Here is a 16,622-nt window from a genome sequence, read left to right as displayed (position 1 = left end):
CCCTGGCGTGATCGCACTGACACACTCGCCCGCCACAGTGCAGGCCGAAGAATGGAGGAGACAGCCATGAACACGTCACGCCGCATCCTGCTCACCGGTCTGGCGGGGCTTGCCGTTACTCCCGGTGCTGCGGTGGCTGCTGCACCCACAGCCGAGCCCGGCAAGGCGACGGTTGCGGAGGAACGTTTCGCGCGCACGATTGCGGCGGCGCATGCGCCCGACAGCACCTGCGCATGGCAGGCGGAGCATTATGCGGAAGCGCACTGGCCGGAATATGTCGCGGCGGCGCGCGCGGTGATCGGCGCGCGCGTATGATTGACGCTGTCAGGTCTTCACCGCGCGCCGCACCTGTTCGCCGATTTGCGACAGCACGAGCTGTGCCTGCGGCAGGATTGCGCCCATGGCGTGGAAATTGTGAACCATGCCATCGTGGCAGACATGCTCGACCGCGACCCCCGCGGCGAGCAGCTTGCGGGCATAGGCATTGCCCTCGTCACGCATCGGGTCGTACTCGGCGGTGTGGATGATCGCGGTCGGCAGGCCCGTGAGGCGCGTCGCGCGCAACGGAGAGACGCGGGGATCGGCAGGATCGATGCCATCGGGCAGATAATCGGAAAGATCGGCTTCGATCGTGGCGCGATCGATCAGATGGCCCTCGGCAAAGGCCTCGCGCGAAGGCGAGGTTTCCTCGAAATCCAGCACCGGGCAGATCAGGCACTGCGCGGCGATGGAGAGGCCGGCGGTCTGCGCCGCATTCTGGCACACGATCGCCGCGAGTGTGGCGCCGGCGGAATCGCCGCCGATCACCAGGCGGTCAGCGTCGATGCCGAGCGATGCCGCCTCGCGCGCCACCCATTCGGTGGCCGCGATCGCGTCGTCGACCGCGGCAGGGAATCTGTGCTCCGGCGCGAGCCGGTAATCGACCGACACGAGGCGGCAGCCGGTGGCATGCGCCAGCGCCGCGGCGATGCGCTCGTGCGTGGCAATGCTGCCGGCGACGAGCCCGCCGCCATGAAAGAACACGAAGCCCGGTGCGGGCGCTTCAGTGCCTGCCGGCGTGTAGAGGCGATAGGGCAGCTCGCCGCCGGGACCGGGCAGCCTGCCGTCGGAGGTCGTCACATCCGGCGCCTCGGCCCGGGCGAACTGCATCAGCTTTGCCAGCGATTGCCGCCGCACCTCCACACTCGGGCGGCTCCGCGCCCGCGGCGCAGCCGCAGCCATCATGGTCAACAAACGCTTTGCGAGCGGATCGAGCGGCATGGATTCTTCCTTCTCCCCTTGTGGGAGAAGGTGGCGCGCAGCGCCGGATGAGGGGTTTTCTCCGCAGGTGAGTTCGCGGATGGATACCCCTCACCCGTCTCGCCGCTACGCGGCGAGCCACCCTCTCCCACAAGGGGAGAGGGTAACTCACCATTTCCTCGCAGCAAATCGTTTAGAAATTGGGACAATAGTGCCGGATCGTTCGAAAAGGAGGCCGGTCATGGCCGAGATCAAGAAGCCCATCGACTACTCGCCGAGCTGGACCTTCTTCGAGGGCAAATGGCACGAGGGCAACGTGCCGATCATGGGGCCGCGCACGCATGCGGCCTGGCTCGGCTCGATCGTGTTCGACGGCGCTCGCGCTTTCGAGGGCGTCGCACCGGATCTCGATCGTCACGTGGCCCGCGCCAATCAATCCGCGCTCAGTTTCGGCCTGAAGCCGGTGGTCGATACCGACACCTGGCTGACGCTCGCGAACGAAGGCATCGCGCGCTTTGCCGGAAATGCCGAGCTCTATATCCGTCCGATGTACTGGGCGCAGAACGGAAGCGGCGGCGGCGTGCTGTTCGACCCCGAGACCACCAATTGGTGCCTGTGCATCTACGAAGCGCCGATGCCAAAGCCCGTCGGCAACGCGATCACCTTGTCGCCGTTTCGTAGGCCGACGGCCGAATGCGCGCCGGTCGAAGCCAAGGCCGCCTGCCTCTACCCGAACAATTCGCGCGCACTCGCCGAAGCTGCGTCGCGCGGCTTCCAGAACGCGCTGATGCTCGACATGCTCGGCAACGTCGCCGAGTTCGGCAATTCCAACGTGTTCATGGCCAGGGATGGCGTGGTGTTCACGCCGGTGCCGAACGGCACCTTCCTCAACGGCATCACGCGCCAGCGCGTCATCAGCCTGCTTCGCGCCGACGGCGTCACCGTGGTCGAGAAGACGCTGCGCTACGCCGATTTCCTGACCGCCGACGAGATCTTTTCGACCGGCAATTTCGCCAAGGTCGCGCCCGTGATCCGCATCGACGAGCGCGAGCTGAAGCCGGGCCCGTTCTACGCCAAGGCGCGCAAGCTCTACTGGGACTTTGCGCATGCCGTGAAGATGGCGGCTTGATCCGGAGTCTCTGTCGTCATGCCCGGGCTTGTCCCGGGGATCCACGTTCTTCGCGTCGCGCGTCAAGACGTGGATGGCCGGGTCAAGCCCGGCCATAACGAGAACTATTTCTGCCGCCGAAACCGGCTGAACTGAAACGCCTGCGTCGAATGCCACGGCGTGTGGTGCGTCTCGCTGCGCGTCTCGACCAGTTTAAATTCCGGCCCGAGCTCCGCCGCAAGGCTCGCGCTGTCGTGGCGCTGCACCGGCAGGCCGCTGCATTTCTCGGGACCATCGGGTGCAAACGTCGCAATGATGACGTGGCCGCCAGGTCTGACCGCCGACCGCAGGCGCTCCACGTAAGCGACCCTGTCGCGCGGGTCAGTCAGGAAGTGAAACGCTGCGCGATCGTGCCAGACATCGTAGGTCCTGGTCGGACGCCACATCGTGGCATCGGCAACGATCCAGTCGACCGTCGAAGCGGCCGGACCGATGCGCTTCTTCGCCGCCGCGAGCGCATTGGCAGAAAGATCCAGCACGGCGATGTCGCGATAGCCGTCCTGCAACAGCGCATCGACCAGGCGCGATGCGCCGCCGCCGACATCGATGATGGTCGTGTCGCGATCGGAGCCGGCTGCGCGAATCATCGCGAGCGAGATCGCGGGGCTATCCTGATACCAGCTGACCTCGGCCTCGCCCTTGGTGGCGTAGACATGGTCCCAATGGTTGCTTCGGTCAGACGTGGCTCGCCCTCCCGCGTACAGGGGCCGGCGCGAACGAAAGACTATTCGTCCTTCTTCGACATCCGCTCGAGGCGCTCCTGCATTTCCTTCATCTGCTGGCGCAGCTCGTCGATGTTGCTGTCCTTCGGCGCCTCGGCATTCGCATCGGGCTCCGGCTCAGGGCTTGCCGCCGGACGGGGCGCAGCGAACGGCTTGAACATCGAGAAGGTCTGCTGGAAGAGCTCCATGTTGCGGCGGACTTGCTCTTCCAACGGAGCAAAAGGAGTGCCGGACAGCGTATTGGCGATCTGCTTGCGGAACTTCTCCTGCTCCTGGGTCAGGGTTGCGATCGACTGCTCCAGATATTTCGGCACCACCATCTGCATGCTGTCGCCATAGAAGCGGATCAGCTGGCGAAGGAAGGTGGTCGGCAACAGGTTCTGGCCGGCCTTGTTCTCCTGCTCGAAGATGATCTGGGCGAGCACGGAGCGGGTGATGTCGTCGCCGGTCTTGGCGTCATAGACCAGGAAGTCTTCGCCGTCCTTGACCATCGCGGCGAGGTCTTCGAGCGTCACATAGGTGCTCGTTCCGGTGTTATAGAGCCGGCGGTTCGCGTATTTCTTGATTGTGGTGGGTTGGTCTGATTTCGCCATGGGCTCTCACTTGCAAACGCGGAGAACGGGAACCTGTCGGGCAATGCCGCAGGGCGGGAAGAGTACGCAACGCAACAAAATAAGCATTTTCAAAGGGCTCACGCTACCGTTTTGTGCGGCACGGTTAATTGCAGAGCAAAATCCTGCTTGCGAAAACGCCAAGAACGCTATTTTGAATGCGCTGCGGTATGAATTCGGTGCCCCGCCGATTGACATGCCTCAACGACGTTAACAGGATGGCTGACGAGACTGGCGTTCGCTTTCCAGCCCGCCTGCCCCCTTCACAAGAACTCAAGCCCCAGGAGATGCCCATGTCAGACGATGTCGTCATCGTCAGCGCCGCCCGCACCCCGGTCGGAAGCTTCAACGGAGCGTTCGCGACCCTACCCGCCCATGACCTTGGCGCCGTCGCCATCAAGGCCGCGCTGGAGCGCGCCGGCATCGAGCCCGGCCGGGTCTCCGAAGTGATCATGGGTCAGATCCTGACCGCCGCCCAAGGCCAGAACCCGGCCCGCCAGGCGTCGATCGGCGCCGGCATTCCGGTGGAGAGCCCGGCTTGGGGCGTCAATCAGCTGTGCGGCTCGGGCCTGCGCACGGTTGCGCTCGGCTACCAGGCGCTGCTCAACGGCGATTCCGAGATCGTGGTCGCCGGCGGGCAGGAATCGATGAGCATGGCCCCGCACGCCCAGCATCTGCGCGGCGGCGTGAAGATGGGCGGCCTGGAGCTGGTCGACACCATGATCAAGGACGGCCTGTGGGATGCCTTCAACGGCTACCACATGGGCAACACCGCCGAGAACGTCGCGCGGCAATGGCAGATCACCCGTGCCCAGCAGGACGAGTTCGCCGTGGCCTCGCAGCAGAAGGCCGAGGCGGCGCAGAAGGCCGGCAAGTTCAACGACGAGATCGTCCCCGTCACCATCAAGACCCGCAAGGGCGACGTCGTCGTCAGCGCCGACGAATATCCGCGCCATGGCGCCACGCTCGACGCGATGGCCAAGCTCAAGCCCGCCTTCGAGAAGGATGGCACGGTGACCGCGGGCTCGGCCTCGGGCATCAACGACGGCGCTGCCGCCGTGGTGCTGATGACCGCCAAGCAGGCCGCCAAGGAAGGCAAGAAGCCGCTGGCGCGGATCGTGTCCTGGGCGCAGGCCGGCGTCGATCCGAAGATCATGGGCTCGGGCCCGATCCCGGCCTCGCGCGCCGCGCTGAAGAAGGCCGGCTGGAGCGTCGGCGATCTCGATTTGATCGAGGCCAACGAAGCCTTCGCGGCACAGGCCTGCGCGGTCAACAAGGACCTCGGCTGGGATACCTCCAAGGTCAACGTCAACGGCGGTGCGATCGCGATCGGCCATCCGGTCGGCGCGTCCGGCGCACGCGTGCTGGTGACGCTGCTGCACGAAATGCAGAAGCGCGATTCGAAGAAGGGCTTGGCCACGCTGTGCATCGGCGGCGGCATGGGCATCGCCATGTGTGTGGCGCGCGACTGATCTTACGCGCAGCTGACGGGTGCGCCGCACACGTCAGCGCGTGCGTTGCACGCGACTAAAAAGGCAGCGGTTGCAAATCAAATATTCTTCGCAACCCGACAAGCCTCGACTAAAGAAAAACGCCCGGCTCGATGCCGGGCGTTTTGTTCTTGATGTCCGTCAAACCAACCGCATAATCCGTAGCTAAAAAGCGATCACGTCAGAAAAGTCCGAAGCGTCCAAGGAAGAGGGAAGGAATACGACATGGCACGTGTTGCATTGGTGACGGGTGGTACGCGGGGCATCGGTGCTGCGATCAGCAAGGCGCTGAAGGCCGCCGGCTACAAGGTTGCGGCGAGCTATGCCGGCAACGACGCTGCCGCGGAGAAATTCAAGGCCGAGACCGGCATCGCCGTCTACAAGTGGGACGTCAGCAGTTTCGAGGCCTGCGCCGAGGGCGTGAAGAAGGTCGAGGCCGAGGTCGGTCCGGTCGACGTGCTGGTCAACAATGCCGGCATCACCAGGGACGGTGCCTTCCACAAGATGACGCTTGAGCAGTGGAACGCCGTCATCAACACCAATCTGGGCTCGCTGTTCAACATGACGCGCCAGGTGATCGAAGGCATGCGCGGGCGCAAGTTCGGTCGCATCATCAACATTTCCTCGATCAACGGCCAGAAGGGGCAGTTCGGACAGGTCAACTACTCCGCAGCGAAAGCCGGCGAGATCGGTTTCACCAAGGCCCTGGCGCTGGAGAACGCCAAGGGCGGCATCACCGTGAATGCGATCTGTCCCGGCTACATCAATACCGAGATGGTGCAGGCAGTGCCGAAGGACGTGCTGGAGAAGGCGATCCTGCCGCTGATTCCGATCGGCCGTCTCGGCGAGCCCGAAGAGATCGCGCGTGCCGTCGTGTTCCTCGCCGCGGATGAGGCCGGCGCCATCACCGGCTCGACGCTGTCGGTCAACGGCGGCCAGTACATGGTGTGATGCGATCGCATCACGCAGGCTGATATTGTCCACATCGTCATGCCCGGGCTTGTCCCGGGCATCCACGGCCTTACAACAGCCGTCGCCACGGAAGAACGTGGATGGCCGGGACAAGCCCCGCCATGACGGAAACATTGGGCCAATGACTCCCCGCACTGCCACGCTGATCGGTCTGACCGCGATCCTGATGTGGTCGCTGCTGTCGGTGATGACGGTGGCGACCGGAAAGATCCCGGCGTTTCAGCTCGCTGCGATGACCTTCGCGATCGGCGGTGTCGTCGGCCTGCTCACCTGGATCGGGCGGAGCGAGGCGGCGAGAAGCTTGCGGCAACCGCTCGCCGTCTGGATCGTCGGCGTCGGCGGCCTGTTTGGCTATCACGCGCTGTATTTCCTCGCGCTGCGCTTCGCCCCGCCGGCCGAAGCCGGCCTTCTGAATTACCTGTGGCCGCTCTTGATCGTGCTGTTCTCGTCCTTCCTGCCAGGCGAGCGGCTGGCGGCGCACCACATCATCGGCGCCGTGCTCGGCCTCGTCGGCACGGTGCTGCTGTTCGCCGGCAACACCAGCGGTTTTGCGCCTGGAGCTGTGCCGGGTCTCATCGCGGCCTTCATCGCGGCGTTCGTCTGGGCGACCTATTCGGTGCTGTCGCGCCGGTTGAAAGCGGTGCCGACCGATGCGGTCGCGGGCTTCTGTCTTGCCACGGCAATATTGGCCGCGCTGATGCATGGCCTGCTTGAAGCCACGGTCTGGCCGGAGACCACGGTGCAATGGCTCTCGGTCATCGCACTCGGCATCGGCCCGGTCGGTGCCGCGTTCTACGCCTGGGACATCGGCATGAAGCGCGGCGACATCCGTGTGCTCGGCGCCGCCTCCTACGCGACGCCATTGCTCTCGACGGGATTCCTCATCGCTGCCGGTTTCGCCAAGGCCAGCGCCAACATCGCCCTTGCTGCGATCCTCATTGCCGGGGGCGGCCTGATCGCGGCCAAGGACATGGTGCTGCGGAAGCGATGATTGGAGCGGAGCTACGGCTCCCAGCCGGACGGCGCGAGCTCGAAGCCTGCGAACTCGAATGCGGGCGCCACGGTGCAGCCGACCAGCGTCCACTCGCCGGTGGTTTCCGCCATCTGCCAGGCCAGCGCAGGCACGATCGCCTGCGGCCGCTCACCGCCGCCGAGGTCGGCGCCGAGCCGCACCTCGTGCTGCGAGCAGCCGTCATGGGCGATGCGCAGCGTCAAGGGGCTGCCGGCGTAATAGTGCCACGTCTCCACCGCATCGACGCGATGCCAGTGCGAACGCTCGCCGCGCGCGAGCAGGAAGTAGATCAGCGTCGAGCGCGAACGCCCGTTGGCGTCCGTGCTCTGGTCGCGAAACGTCTCGCGATAATGTCCGCCTTCCGGATGCGGGCGGAGCTCGAGGCGTGCGATGATCTCGGCTGCGGTCGGCATCGATCCTCGTCGGGATGTGTGCTTCAGGACTTTTGCGTCAGGATTTATTCTTGCGCTCGCGCAGTTCGCCGAACACCGCAGCGGGATCCGCGCCCTTCATATGCAGCTTGGCCGCGACCGCCGGCTCATCGGCGCGCAGGAACACGTTGGCGCGCTTCTCCTCGCCGAGCAGCGAGGGAATGGTCGGCTTGTTCTCGGCGCGCAGCTTTGTCACCTCCGCGGCGCGCGCCTGCAGCGCCGCGTTGTCCGGCTCGATGGTGAGCGCGAACTTGACGTTGGACGCGGTGTATTCGTGGCCGCAATAGAGCTTGAAGTCGTCGGGCAGGGCGCGCAGCTTCAGCAGGGAATCCCACATCATCGGATAGGTGCCCTCGAACACGCGGCCGCAGCCGATCGAGAACAGCGTGTCGGCGGCGAACACCGTCTTCTCATTGTCGAACACGTAGGAGATGTGGTCGAGCGTGTGGCCGGGCGTCTCCACGACACGCGCCAGCAGATTGCCGATCTTGACCACGTCGGCATTGGCGACGCGTTGGTCGACGTTGGCGATTTTCGTGGTCTTGTCGTGCGGCGCGACGACGCGGCAATTGTATTTCTGCTTGAGCTCGGCGACCCCGCCGACATGATCGCCATGATGATGGGTGATCAGGATGTCGGTGAGCTGCCAGCCCTCGCGCTCCAGGGCCTTGAGGATCGGGCCGGCCTCCGGCGCGTCGATCGAGGCCGTCGCTTTGGTTTCCACATCGTGGATCAGATAACCGAAATTGTCGTTTAAACAGTTGAAAGTACGAATTTCGGCGGCCATGTCATCTCCATCGCGCTCAGCCCCGCCAGAGAAATATGGCGTTAACGTTGCGCAGGCAATGCAATATTCCGCGCGCAGCGGCGCCCTCGCGCATGTTACATTGCGGTCATGACCATCGACGTCGTCGACCTTCGCGAGTTCTACTCCCGCCGCCTCGGCATCGTGGCGCGGCAAATGATCAATCGCGGCATCAGGGAGCGCTGGCCCAGCGCCGAGGGCCAGCGCGTGCTCGGCGTCGGCTATCCCACACCCTATCTGGGATTGTTCCGCGAGGACGCCGAGCGCTGCCTCGCCTTCATGCCGGCGGCGCAGGGTGTCCTGAAATGGCCGACGGGACGGCCCGCGCTGGCGTCGCTGGTGGATGAGTTCTCGCTGCCGCTTCCCGACGCCGCGGTCGACCGCATTCTCCTGGTGCACGCGCTGGAGATGTCGGACGATCCGGCCGCGTTGCTGCGCGAGGTGTGGCGCGTGCTGTCGCCCTCCGGGCGCGTCATCGCCGTGATCCCGAACCGGCGTGGGGTGTGGACCCGCACCGACAGCACGCCGTTCGGCCATGGCCGGCCCTATTCGCGCTCGCAGATCACCGAGCTGTTGCGCCAGACCTGGTTCACGCCGACCGCCTGGGGCGAGGCGCTGTTCATGCCGCCTTACGCCGGCGGCTGGGTGTTGAAATCGGCCCAGATGTGGGAACGTGCCGGTGCCGCGCTGTCACTGCCCTTTGCCGGCGTCCACATCGTGGAGGCGACCAAGCAGGTCTACCGCGCGATCCCCGCCAAGCGCGAGCGGGCGCGGCTGATTCCCTCGCTCGCCAAGCCCGTGCTGGTGCCATCCTCGACGACGGTGACGCGCAGTTAGCTTCACCTCTCCCTTCCGGAGAGGTGGGTCTGTGTCCGGCCAACGCACAGCGTCAAAAGCAAATCGTCCCGGCGAGGCCGGGACGATTCGAGTCGGAAAGTCAGAAGAGCTTACTCGCCGGGGGCGACTTCGTCGCTGGAAGCAACCGGAGCGGCTTCACGCTCCGGGCGCGGGCCATGCGGCCGGCGCCGCCGACGCGGATAGCGCTCGCCGCCACCGCCGCCCTCGAAGCCGCCCTGATTGCCGTTCACCTGCGGCTGCGCGCCGGTGATGAAGGAGGGTAGGCGGTCGACGCCGCCATCGGCGATGACAGGCTGCGGCTGGTTGGCGGGTTGCGGCTGATATTGCGGCTGCGGACGGTGATCGCGTTCGCGGTGCTCGCGCGGCTGCTGATTGTCGCGCTGATAGGGCGGCTGGTTGTCGCGCGGCTGGTGATCACGCTGGTGATGATCGCGTTGGCCGTCGCGGTCGCGCATGAAGGGCTGCGGCTGGGGCTGCGGGACGAAGCCGGGCTCCTGGCCGAAGGCCGAGAAATTCTCACCGTCGTCCTCGCCCTCGTCGCTGCTGGCGATGGGCTCATCGCCGCGCGGCTGCTGGTTCTGACGGAACTGCTCCTGAGCCGCCGCGATCAGGCGGAAATAATGCTCGGCGTGCTGGTAGTAGTTCTCGGCTGCAACGGGATCGCCGGAGGAGCGCGCGTCACGTGCAAGCTGGAGATACTTTTCGGCGATGTGCGAAGCAGTGCCGCGAATCTTGATGTCGGGTCCGTTGGATTCGTAGACCCGGGTCATCGGGTTCTGGCCGCGCCGGTTGTTGTTGTTATTGTTGTTGCGGTTGCGCATCCGCTGCTTGTTCTGACCGTTTCTCATGTCCTGCCTTTAATTCCAGCCCTAAAGGTTGCACGCATTACTGATTGCTAGGAGTGACCTGGTGACAGTGGCTCACATGTCTTGCGCGCACCGCGCAAAAGCGGATCCAACCCTGCCGATGTTCGTCGACCGTCGCGTTCAACAAAGACGCGTTCCCCACCCGCCAGCATCTATTGCCAGCGAACCCATTCATTTCGCCTGCCGAAACAAGCCCAGCTTTCTTGCGTAAGTGTTCAAGCGCAATATCAGGCTTTCGTTCACTTGCGGTCGGAGAGAGCAGCGCAGCTCCACGGGCCATCGCGCTCAACAGGACCTGCGGCTTGGAACCTTCAATCAGTAAAGCTCTCGCCCGAGAGCCCGGCTTTCGCCCGTAGGTCTACGGGGCCGGCACCGATGTGTTGACCGGAACGTAGTCGTTCCCACGGGATATTCCAAGTGGTTTTTGCAGGCCAATCCGGCTTTTATGGGGGCATTTTTCGGGCCGAAACGGCCCGCGGAATGCCCGCCAAGTCGGCCTTGGGTGACCTGTCCAGCGATAACGCGGCGGCCCTCATCAAGGTTTCAATATTTTGGGCCTGGCCCTGTCCGGCCTCGACGACCAGGGCGCCGCCGGGGGCGAGCCGCTCGCTCGCTTGCGGGATCAGGGCGCGATAGGCGTCGTATCCGTCATTGCCGCCGTCGAGCGCCAGATGAGGGTCGTGCTCGCGCACCTCGATGCTCAATTTCGGAATTTCAGCCGAGGGAATATAGGGCGGATTCGACACGATGAGGTCGAACGGGCCACCGAGCGCCGCGGCGTAGGAGCAGGCGACGAAGGCGGCGCGGTCGGCGAGTCCCAGCGCCGCGGCATTGTCCCTGGCGGTCATGAGCGCGTTCTGGCTGAGATCGGTGCCGACGCCGAACGCATCCGGAACTTCGTGCAGCAGCGCGAGCAGGATCGCGCCCGATCCGGTGCCGATGTCGGCGATCCGCGGCGGGTCAGATGCCTGCCGCTCCCGGAGAATCTCGAGCGCAAGCTCGACCACGGTCTCGGTATCGGGGCGCGGCACCAGGGTTGCTTCCGACAGGCGGAACGGCAAGCCCCAGAATTCGCGCGTCCCGAGAATGCGCGACACCGGCTCGCCGGCGATGCGGCGCTGTGCATGTTGCGTGAGCCGCGATGCTTCGGCCGCGGTCAGGAGACGGGCCGCCTGCGTGACCAGGCCGGTGAGGTCGAGGCCGAGTGCCGCACTGATCAGGATGCGCGCGTCGAGCTCGGCTTCGTCGAGCCGTGCCGATCTCAGTTGCGCAGCCAGCGCCCGCCGCGCGCTCTCGATGGATTGTCCGGTGAAGGGGTTGCTCACGCCTCAGGCCGCCGCGCCTTGCGCAGCGAGCTGTGCGGCCTGGTGCTCCGTCGTCAGTGCGTCGATCAGTTCGCCGAGCGCTTCACCCGCGATCACCTGCGGCAGCTTGTAGAGCGTGAGGTTGATGCGATGATCGGTGACGCGTCCTTGCGGAAAATTGTAGGTGCGGATGCGCTCGGAGCGGTCGCCGGAGCCGACCTTCTCCTTGCGCTCGGCCGAGCGCGCCGCCTCGACGCGTTGCCGCTCGGCGTCATAGATGCGCGAGCGCAGGATGTTCATGGCGGAGGCGCGATTCTTGTGCTGCGAGCGGCTGTCCTGCATCATCACCACGATGCCGGTCGGGATGTGGGTGATGCGGATCGCCGATTCCGTCTTGTTGACGTGCTGGCCACCGGCGCCCCCTGCGCGCATGGTTTCGATGCGCAGGTCGTCGTTCTTGATGTCCACGTCGACGTCCTCGACCTCGGGCAGCACGGCGACCGTCGCGGCGGAGGTGTGGATGCGCCCCTGCGTCTCGGTGTCGGGCACGCGCTGCACGCGGTGCACGCCGGATTCGAATTTCAGCTTGGAGAATGCGCCGCGGCCCTGGATCTCGGCGATGATTTCCTTGTAGCCGCCGACGGTGCCTTCACTGGCGGAGATCACCTCGACCTTCCAGCCCTGCAAGCTGGCGAAGCGCTCGTACATCCGGAACAGGTCGCCGGCGAACAGCGAAGCCTCGTCGCCGCCGGTGCCGGCGCGGATTTCCAGCATGACGTTGCGGTCGTCCATGGCGTCCTTGGGCAGGAGCGCGACGCGGATCTTCTGGACCAGTTCCTCGATTTTCGGCGCGAGCTCGTCGCGTTCGGCTTCCGCCATGCCGCGCATCTCGGCATCGGTGGCGGCATCGGCGATCAACGCGTCGGTGTCGGCGAGCTCCTTGACGGCGGCGCGATAGGACTTCACCGCCTCGATCAGGGGCGTGAGCTCGGCGAGCTCGCGCGTGATCTGCACGTAACGCTCGGAGGCGAGCTGTCCGAGCGATTCGGCCTCGAGCGAAGCGTGATGCGCGAGCAGGACGTCCAGTTTGGCTTCGGGAAGTGACGACATCGGTTCTGTCTCAAAGTGCGGAAGGAGGCGAGGGCGGCGGGAAGCTGGCGACAGGCCCGCTACAACGCAAGGCCCTCGGCCTCGGCAAATTCCGTCAGCTTCTGCCGGATCGAGACGCTGCCCGCAGGCGCATCCAGCAGAGGGCCCAGCATCGCTTCGGCCTTCTTGGCGTCGAGGTCGAGCACCATCGCCTTGACCGGGCCGAGCGCGGTCGCCGAGAGCGAGAGCGAGCGGTAGCCCAGCGCAATCAGCGCCAGTGCGCCGATCGGCTTGGAGGCCATCTCGCCGCACAGCGAGAGCGACTTCTGCGCCGCGTGCGCCTTGCGCGCGATGTCACGCAAGGCGCGCATGATCGGCGCCGACATGGTGTCGAAGCGCTCGGAGACCTTGGCGTTGCCGCGGTCGACCGCGAACAGGAACTGGAACAGATCGTTGGAGCCGACCGAGATGAAATCGACCTTCTTCAATAGCTCGTCGAGCTGGTAGAGCAGGGCGGGCACCTCGACCATGGTGCCGATGTCGATTCGTTCAGGCAGCGTGTGGCCGTGCTGGCGGAGGTATGTGAGCTCGCGCTCGACCAGCGCCTTGGCCGAGTCGAATTCGGCGACCTCCGAGATCATCGGGAACATGATGCGCAGCGCGCGGCCGCCGCCGGCGCGCAGCAGCGCGCGGATTTGGCCGCGCAACAGGCCGGGACGATCGAGCCCGAGCCGGATCGCGCGCCAGCCGAGCGCGGGGTTTTCCTCGATCACCGCTTCCATATAGGGCAGCGCCTTGTCGCCGCCGATATCGAGCGTGCGGAAGGTGACGGGCTTAGGTCCGGCGGCATCGAGCACGGTGCGATAGAGCGCGAGCTGGTCGCTGGTGCGCGGCAGGCTCTGACCGACCATGAATTGCAGCTCGGTGCGGAACAGGCCGATGCCGGCACTGCCGGTGTCCTCGATATGCGGCAGGTCGATCGCAAGACCTGCGTTGATCATCAGCTCGACCTTCTGGCCGTCCCTGGTGACGCAGGGCCGGTCGCGCAGCGCCAGGTACTGCGCCTGGCGGCGGGCGCGGAAGCGCACGCGCTCGGCGAAGGCCGCCTCGATCTCCTGCGACGGGCGCACATAGATCGAGCCCGAGGTGCCGTCGACGATGATGGCGTCGCCGGGATCGGCGATTCCAGGCGCGTTCGGCACCTCGCCGACCGCAGGGATGCCCAGCGCCCGCGCCACGATCGAGACGTGCGAGTTCGCGGTGCCTTCCTCCAGCACGATGCCGCGCAGGCGCTTGCGGTCGTAGTCGAGCAGCGCCGCCGGGCCCATCGCGCGGGCGATGACGATGGCGTTGTCGGGCAGCTGCTCGCGCGAGGGCGCATGATCCTGGCCGACCAGCTGCCGCATCAGGCGGTAGCCGAGGTCTTCCAGATCGTGCAGCCGGTCGCGCAAATAGGGGTCGGTCGAGCGCAGCATGCGCGCGCGGGTGTCCGACTGGACGCGCTCGACCGCGGCTTCCGCGGTGAGGCCGGTCGCGACCGCCTCGTGCAGCTTGTGCGACCAGCCCTGGTCGTTGGCGAACATGCGATAGGCTTCAAGCACCTCACGGTGCTCGCCGCCTTCGGCGACGTCGCCGCGCTCCAGCATGCGGTCGAGATCGGCACGCAGCTTGGCGAGCGCAGTATCGAGCCGCTTGATCTCCTTCGGCAGGTCTTCGGCGATGTAGTCCTTGATGACGACGCGCGGCTCGTGCAGCACGACATGGCCGAGCGCGATGCCCTCCGACAGGATGGCACCGACTTTCTGCGCCGAATGGCGCGCCGCCGGCTCCTGGCCCGGCTGCGCCAGGGCGGAGAGTTCGCCGGAGGCGATCAGCTCGGCCAGCACCATCGCGGTGGTCTGGAGCGCCTCGAGCTCCTCCTCGACATAATTGCGCTTGGCGCGATTCTGCACCACCAGCACGCCGAGCGTGTTGCCGGCGCGCAGGATCGGCACGCCGAGGAAGGAATGGTAGATTTCTTCGCCGGTCTCGGGCCGGAACGAGAACGCCGGGTGGCTCTGCGCGTCGCTCAAATTGAGCGGCGTCGCCTCGCTGGCGACGAGGCCGACCAGGCCCTCATGGGCGCTGAGCACGGTGTGGTGCACCGCCTCGCGGTTGAGACCTTCGGTGGCGTAGAGCTCGAGCGTATTGTCGATGCGCAGCACATAGACCGAGCACACCTCGGCCACCATGTTGGCGGCGATCAGCACCACGATCTTGTCCAGCCGCTCCTGGGCCGAGACCTGCTCCGCCATGGTCTCGCGGAGCCGTCTCAACAAGACGCGGGGACCTCCCGACGCGCTCCGCATGAACCGTCAATCTCCTCCATCGGCCGGGCCCGGCGATATCGGCCGGCGGCTGGACCAAAATTCCAGAAAAACAATCAAATTGTTTGTCCGGCGCAGGCACAAGCCCAAATCCACGGGAGATTGAGTGCTCGTACCGAATCAGCGCCGCCTGAACTGGGACACAGTCTGCGGCAGCCCACCCTGTCCGCCGTATAGCGAATTGAGGCTTGTTTTGCCAAGCAAAACGCCTGCCAAACGCGAAGGTGTGTACACCTTCGCGTTTGCTGCGACTGCTAAGAGAAAATTAGCCTTTTGGCACTGTCCGGAAAAGTGCGAAGCGGTTTTCCGGAAAGACCGTCAGGTCTGATCGAGACCGTAGAGCGTATGCAAGGTGCGCACCGCAAGCTCGGTATAGGCGGTATCGATCAAGACCGAAAATTTGATCTCGGAGGTTGTAATGGCCCGAATGTTGATGTTCCGCCCGGCGAGCGCCGAGAACGCCTGGGCGGCGACGCCGGCATGGCTGCGCATGCCGCTGCCGATCACCGAGATCTTGGCGACATCGGTGGCGGTATCGAGCCGCGCATAGCCGATCTTGGCCTTGGCTGCGGTAATCGTATCCTTGGCGCGGGTGAAGTCGGCGGCCGGCACGGTGAAGGTGAGGTCGGTGGTCTTGCCGTCCTCGGACACATTCTGCACGATCATGTCGACGTTGATATTGGCATCAGCCAGCGGGCCGAAGATCGAGGCCGCAACGCCGGGCTTGTCCTCGATCTGGCGCACCGAGATCTGAGCCTCGTCCTTGGAGAAGGCGATACCGGTGACGACGTGGCTTTCCATGATCTCCTCCTCGCTGCAGATCAGCGTGCCGGGCGGCTGGTTGGCATGCGGGTCGATATCCTCGGGCTTATCGAAGCTCGAGCGGACGAAGATCGGCATGTTGTGGACCATGCCGAGTTCCACCGAGCGGACCTGGAGCACCTTGGCGCCCTGCGAGGCCAGTTCCAGCATGTCTTCGAATGCGATCTTGTCGAGCCTCTTGGCCTTCGGCACGATTCGCGGGTCGGTGGTGTAGACGCCGTCGACGTCGGTGTAGATGTCGCAGCGGTCGGCCTTGACGGCGGCGGCGATCGCCACGGCCGAGGTGTCGGAGCCGCCACGGCCGAGCGTGGTGATGCGACCCGTCTCGGGGTTGATGCCCTGGAAGCCGGCGATGACCGCGACCTCCTTTCGGTCCTTGAAGCGCTTGATGATCTCGCTGCCGTCGATGTCCTCGATCCGGGCCGAGGCATGGGCGTCGCTGGTCTTGATCGGGATCTGCCAGCCCTGCCACGAGCGGGCTTGGATGCCCATGCCCTGGAGCACGATGGCAAGAAGGCCGGACGTCACCTGTTCGCCCGAGGCGACCACGGCGTCATATTCGCGCGCGTCGTGCATCGGCGAGGCCTCGGTGCACCAGGCGACCAACTCGTTGGTCTTGCCGGCCATCGCCGAGACGACCACGGCCACTTCGTGGCCGGCATCGACCTCACGCTTCACATGGCGTGCGACGTTGCGGATACGTTCGATGTTGGCGACGGACGTGCCGCCGAATTTCATCACGAGGCGGCTCATGACGACGCGTGCATTCCTTCATAAGGATCAGTATGGTGGCCCGCACTGGACGGGTGCCTCGGGGACACCGACCGCGCGTATACAGAGCGGCGGGGCCGGGGGCAAGCGGGTTCC

16 protein-coding genes are annotated in these 16,622 nt (G+C 65.4%); 6 read left to right on the top strand and 10 right to left on the bottom strand.

From position 1 onward, the window contains the following. The first annotated feature begins 66 nt into the window (after window positions 1–66). Complete coding sequence (locus tag I6F31_RS30850; protein ID WP_036026186.1) at window positions 67–315, top strand: hypothetical protein; 249 nt, start codon at window positions 67–69, stop codon at window positions 313–315. A gap of 9 nt (window positions 316–324) precedes the next feature. On the opposite strand, the gene I6F31_RS30845 is transcribed toward I6F31_RS30850, so the two are convergent. Beyond that, window positions 325–1,260 carry an alpha/beta hydrolase gene (locus I6F31_RS30845; RefSeq protein WP_225129840.1) on the bottom strand — a complete coding sequence of 312 codons (936 nt, stop codon included), beginning with the start codon at window positions 1,258–1,260 and terminating at the stop codon, window positions 325–327. Window positions 1,261–1,480: 220 nt separating this feature from the next. Here I6F31_RS30845 and I6F31_RS30840 point away from each other — a divergent pair, with 220 nt between their 5' ends. Continuing rightward, window positions 1,481–2,368: a branched-chain amino acid aminotransferase gene (locus I6F31_RS30840; protein WP_225186598.1), complete on the top strand. Its 888-nt coding sequence runs from the start codon at window positions 1,481–1,483 to the stop codon at window positions 2,366–2,368. Window positions 2,369–2,472: 104 nt separating this feature from the next. Here I6F31_RS30840 and I6F31_RS30835 read toward each other — a convergent pair whose 3' ends face one another. Together I6F31_RS30835 and phaR are read right to left on the bottom strand one after the other, a co-directional pair. Then, window positions 2,473–2,994, bottom strand: a complete 522-nt coding sequence (locus I6F31_RS30835; protein ID WP_225145421.1) for a class I SAM-dependent methyltransferase — start codon at window positions 2,992–2,994, stop codon at window positions 2,473–2,475. Window positions 2,995–3,131: 137 nt separating this feature from the next. Beyond that, window positions 3,132–3,722 carry a polyhydroxyalkanoate synthesis repressor PhaR gene (gene phaR, locus I6F31_RS30830; RefSeq protein WP_036014750.1) on the bottom strand — a complete coding sequence of 197 codons (591 nt, stop codon included), beginning with the start codon at window positions 3,720–3,722 and terminating at the stop codon, window positions 3,132–3,134. A 311-nt stretch (window positions 3,723–4,033) separates the two neighbouring features. Between phaR and I6F31_RS30825 the strand changes: the two genes are divergently transcribed. The 3 genes from I6F31_RS30825 to I6F31_RS30815 all read left to right on the top strand — a co-directional run bounded on the left by I6F31_RS30825 (window position 4,034) and on the right by I6F31_RS30815 (window position 7,193). Further along, window positions 4,034–5,212 carry an acetyl-CoA C-acetyltransferase gene (locus I6F31_RS30825; protein WP_036026194.1) on the top strand — a complete coding sequence of 393 codons (1,179 nt, stop codon included), beginning with the start codon at window positions 4,034–4,036 and terminating at the stop codon, window positions 5,210–5,212. 243 nt (window positions 5,213–5,455) lie between these two features. After that, complete coding sequence (phbB, locus tag I6F31_RS30820) at window positions 5,456–6,181, top strand: acetoacetyl-CoA reductase (RefSeq protein WP_225145419.1); 726 nt, start codon at window positions 5,456–5,458, stop codon at window positions 6,179–6,181. A gap of 142 nt (window positions 6,182–6,323) precedes the next feature. Further along, window positions 6,324–7,193, top strand: a complete 870-nt coding sequence (locus I6F31_RS30815) for an EamA family transporter (RefSeq protein WP_057030162.1) — start codon at window positions 6,324–6,326, stop codon at window positions 7,191–7,193. A gap of 11 nt (window positions 7,194–7,204) precedes the next feature. Here I6F31_RS30815 and I6F31_RS30810 read toward each other — a convergent pair whose 3' ends face one another. Both I6F31_RS30810 and gloB read right to left on the bottom strand, forming a co-directional pair. After that, window positions 7,205–7,627 carry a cupin domain-containing protein gene (locus tag I6F31_RS30810; RefSeq protein WP_057030161.1) on the bottom strand — a complete coding sequence of 141 codons (423 nt, stop codon included), beginning with the start codon at window positions 7,625–7,627 and terminating at the stop codon, window positions 7,205–7,207. Window positions 7,628–7,664: 37 nt separating this feature from the next. Then, window positions 7,665–8,432: a hydroxyacylglutathione hydrolase gene (gloB, locus tag I6F31_RS30805; protein ID WP_036042630.1), complete on the bottom strand. Its 768-nt coding sequence runs from the start codon at window positions 8,430–8,432 to the stop codon at window positions 7,665–7,667. A gap of 108 nt (window positions 8,433–8,540) precedes the next feature. Here gloB and I6F31_RS30800 point away from each other — a divergent pair, with 108 nt between their 5' ends. Beyond that, window positions 8,541–9,287 (top strand): methyltransferase domain-containing protein, encoded by a 747-nt coding sequence (locus I6F31_RS30800; RefSeq protein WP_036014737.1) that lies wholly within the window; start codon window positions 8,541–8,543, stop codon window positions 9,285–9,287. Window positions 9,288–9,397: 110 nt separating this feature from the next. Here the strand turns inward: I6F31_RS30800 and I6F31_RS30795 are convergent, their stop codons facing one another. The 5 genes from I6F31_RS30795 to I6F31_RS30775 form a co-directional block, all read right to left on the bottom strand. Beyond that, a complete protein-coding gene (locus tag I6F31_RS30795) occupies window positions 9,398–10,156 on the bottom strand; it encodes a DUF4167 domain-containing protein (RefSeq protein ID WP_036042629.1) in 759 nt (252 codons plus the stop codon). A gap of 461 nt (window positions 10,157–10,617) precedes the next feature. Continuing rightward, window positions 10,618–11,499, bottom strand: coding sequence for a peptide chain release factor N(5)-glutamine methyltransferase (gene prmC / locus I6F31_RS30790; RefSeq protein WP_225172729.1), 882 nt, complete (start codon window positions 11,497–11,499; stop codon window positions 10,618–10,620). A 3-nt stretch (window positions 11,500–11,502) separates the two neighbouring features. Continuing rightward, window positions 11,503–12,588 carry a peptide chain release factor 1 gene (prfA, locus tag I6F31_RS30785; protein ID WP_225113766.1) on the bottom strand — a complete coding sequence of 362 codons (1,086 nt, stop codon included), beginning with the start codon at window positions 12,586–12,588 and terminating at the stop codon, window positions 11,503–11,505. A 59-nt stretch (window positions 12,589–12,647) separates the two neighbouring features. Continuing rightward, window positions 12,648–14,915, bottom strand: coding sequence for a phosphoenolpyruvate--protein phosphotransferase (gene ptsP / locus I6F31_RS30780; protein ID WP_036014720.1), 2,268 nt, complete (start codon window positions 14,913–14,915; stop codon window positions 12,648–12,650). Between the two features lie 336 nt (window positions 14,916–15,251). Next, window positions 15,252–16,508, bottom strand: coding sequence for an aspartate kinase (locus I6F31_RS30775; RefSeq protein ID WP_036014718.1), 1,257 nt, complete (start codon window positions 16,506–16,508; stop codon window positions 15,252–15,254). Window positions 16,509–16,622: the final 114 nt, after the last annotated feature.

This window comes from Bradyrhizobium sp. NBAIM01, from assembly GCF_020194115.1.
GTDB lineage: Bacteria > Pseudomonadota > Alphaproteobacteria > Rhizobiales > Xanthobacteraceae > Bradyrhizobium > Bradyrhizobium yuanmingense.
Note: the sequence above shows the minus strand (reverse complement) of the source record. Positions and strands in the feature narration are given on the sequence as shown.